This is a genomic window from Micromonospora sp. M51 (assembly GCF_018070305.1).
In the GTDB taxonomy this organism is placed as follows: domain Bacteria; phylum Actinomycetota; class Actinomycetes; order Mycobacteriales; family Micromonosporaceae; genus Micromonospora; species Micromonospora parva.
Genome location: NZ_JAGPXZ010000816.1, coordinates 1 through 2,585 on the forward strand (window position 1 = coordinate 1; position 2,585 = coordinate 2,585).

At 72.0% G+C, this 2,585-nt stretch carries 3 protein-coding genes; 1 reads left to right on the forward strand and 2 read right to left on the reverse strand.

Annotated features, from left to right (window positions below):
* Window positions 1-661 (reverse strand): glycosyltransferase (locus KBX53_RS29215; protein WP_210862833.1); only part of this gene is annotated, 661 nt, incomplete at its 3' end.
* A gap of 23 nt (window positions 662-684) precedes the next feature.
* Complete coding sequence (locus tag KBX53_RS29220; protein ID WP_307857937.1) at window positions 685-1,668, reverse strand: glucosyl-3-phosphoglycerate synthase; 984 nt, start codon at window positions 1,666-1,668, stop codon at window positions 685-687.
* Between the two features lie 227 nt (window positions 1,669-1,895).
* Between KBX53_RS29220 and KBX53_RS29225 the strand changes: the two genes are divergently transcribed.
* The coding region (locus tag KBX53_RS29225) for a Gfo/Idh/MocA family protein (RefSeq protein ID WP_210862831.1) at window positions 1,896-2,585 on the forward strand (690 nt) is incomplete at its 3' end.

The following is a 2,585-nucleotide window of genomic DNA, read 5'->3' on the forward strand; positions in this document are numbered from 1 at the left end:
ACGGCCCGACCGGGCCGGCCAGCACCAGCGGAAGACCGACCCGGTGCGCGAGCCGGGCACCCACGTCCTGCCCCTTGCCCGGGTTGATCCGACCCAGGATGAGCAGGTGCTCGCCCTTCTCCGGCCGGGGTCGCCGGTCGGCGTCGACCGCCAGCGGGGTGGACAGGTGCACGTGCCCCACCGAGTGCTCCCGCAGCGCCAGCGGGGCGCGAGCCAGCTGCGACGCGGAGACGCCGTTGACCCGGACCCGGTCGCCGCCGTCCAGGCTGCCGTAGAGCGCCGGGTGCTTGGCCAGGTCCCAGTGCAGGGTGTGCAGGGTCGGCGGCCCCGCCGGCCCCATCGCGGCGAGGGTGGCCAGCCCGACCGCCTCGACATGATCGTGCACCAGGTCGATGTCGTCGCGGGAGTGCAGCTCACGGACCACCCCGGCCAGGTGCGCCTGGGCGATCCCACAGACCTGGTTGTACGGCCGTTGCAACGCGGCGAACTGCCCGTCGGCGAAGACCGAGACCTGCTCGTCGACCGGCAGCGTGCTGGTGCCCACCGAGGCGAGCACCACCCGTACGCCCAGTCGCCGCAGCTCCGGCACCAGGGTGGCGATCACGTTCTCGATGCCGCCGTAGCCGGGCGGTGGCACCGACAGCCACGGACCGGCGTTCATCAGCACGGTGAGGCTCTGCGCGCTCACGCGGCGGCCACCCGGCGACGGGGAACCCGGTGACGCAGTTCGGCCAACGGCGGGCGTTCCTCGATGGAAACGTCGCTGACCACGATCTCGCGGTCCAGGTTCGGCAGGGTGTCCGAACCGCCACGACGGAACTGGGTCAGCAACGCCTCCGGCGCCAACCCGGGGGTGGCCCACCCACGCCGTTGCAACCGCGACCAGGCGGTCAACATGATCTGCGCGGACATCCGACCCAGGGCGGCGGTGTCCTGGTGCCGGTGCTTGCGCTCACCGAGATCGACCTGCGCCAGCGCGTCCAGGCCGACCAGATCGAGCAGGTCGATCATCATGGCCGTCTCCACCCCGTACCCGGAGACGAACGGCACCTGGGCCAGCACGTCGCGGCGACCCGCGTACTCGCCGGCCAGCGGCTGCACGAAACCGGCCAGCTCCGGCCAGAAGAGGTTGAGCAGCGGACGGGCCATCAACTCGGTCACCCGGCCCCCACCGTCCTGTTCCACGCTGGCGGTGCCCACCAGGGGCCGGTGGTAGAAGCCCTTCACGAAGTCGACCGACGGGTCGGTCAGCAGCGGGCCGAGCAGCCCACTGACGAAGTGCGGCCGGAACTCCCGCAGGTCGGCGTCGATGAACGCCACCACGTCCCCCTCGGCGGCGGCCAGCCCGGCCCAGAGCGCGTCGCCCTTGCCGGTGAGCCGGGGCAACCCGCGGGTCATCGCATCCTGGCTGACCACCTCCGCGCCGGCGGCGCGGGCCACCTGAGCGGTCCGGTCCGTCGATCGGGAATCCACCACGATCAGCTCGTCGACCAGCGCGACCCGATCCATCAGGTGTTCGCGGATCGTCGACACGATCGCGCCGACGGTGGCCTCCTCGTTGCGCGCCGGCAGCACCACGCTGACCCGGGTCTCACCCTTGGCGCGCATCAGCCGACGGGTCGGCCAGTCCGCAGCCGACGTCGTCCGGTACGTGGCCCACGCCTCCACCACCGGTGACACGCTCGATGTCGTATCCCGCACGGGCACCCCTCCATTCGTGCGTGGAAAAACCGAATTTGGTTGTTCCCATTCCGCATCACGCGCTAACCGCTTTCCTGGCAACAGCTTGATCACAGAGGGGACGTCAGTGCGTTCCCGGGGGATGAACGTTTGATTGCGCACAGCCCAGGGGACTGCTCCCAGCGCAGCTGAAAAGTCTTCGAAGGGGTGTCGGGATGCGGAAATGCCGGGTGGGTCTGGTCGGAGCCGGCGGCGTGGCACAGCGCCACGCACGGGTGCTGGCCGGGTTCGACGACGTCGAACTGGTCGGCGTCACCGACGTCGCACCGGAGGCCGCGTCCGCGCTGGCCGCCCAGCACGGCGGACGGGCCCGCGCCGACGTCGGCGAACTGCTGGCCACCGGCCTGGACGCCGTGTACGTCTGCGTGCCTCCGTTCGCGCACGGCCCCGTCGAGGCGGCGATCATCGAGGCCGGGGTGCCGATGTTCGTGGAGCAGCCCGTCGCTGTCGACCTGGACACCGCGGAGCGGATCGCCGACCTGGTCGCGCGGCGCGGACTGCGCACCGCCGTCGGCCACCACTGGCGCTACCTGAGCGTGCTCGACCAGGCCCGCGACCTGCTCGCCGACCGCCCGGTGCGGATGGTCAGCGGCACCTGGCTGGACAAGGTGCCCCCGGTGGCGTGGTGGTCGCGGCGGGACCGCTCCGGCGGCCCGGTGGTCGAGCAGGCCGCCCACGTGCTCGACCTGATCCGCGTGCTGGCCGGCGAGGTCACCGAGGTCACCGCGTACGGCAACGGCACACCGCCGCCGGTCGACGGCGCCGACATCGACTCGGTGACCACCGCCGCACTGCGCTTCACCGACGGTGCGGTCGGCACGCTCAGCGCCGCCTGCGTCCTCGGC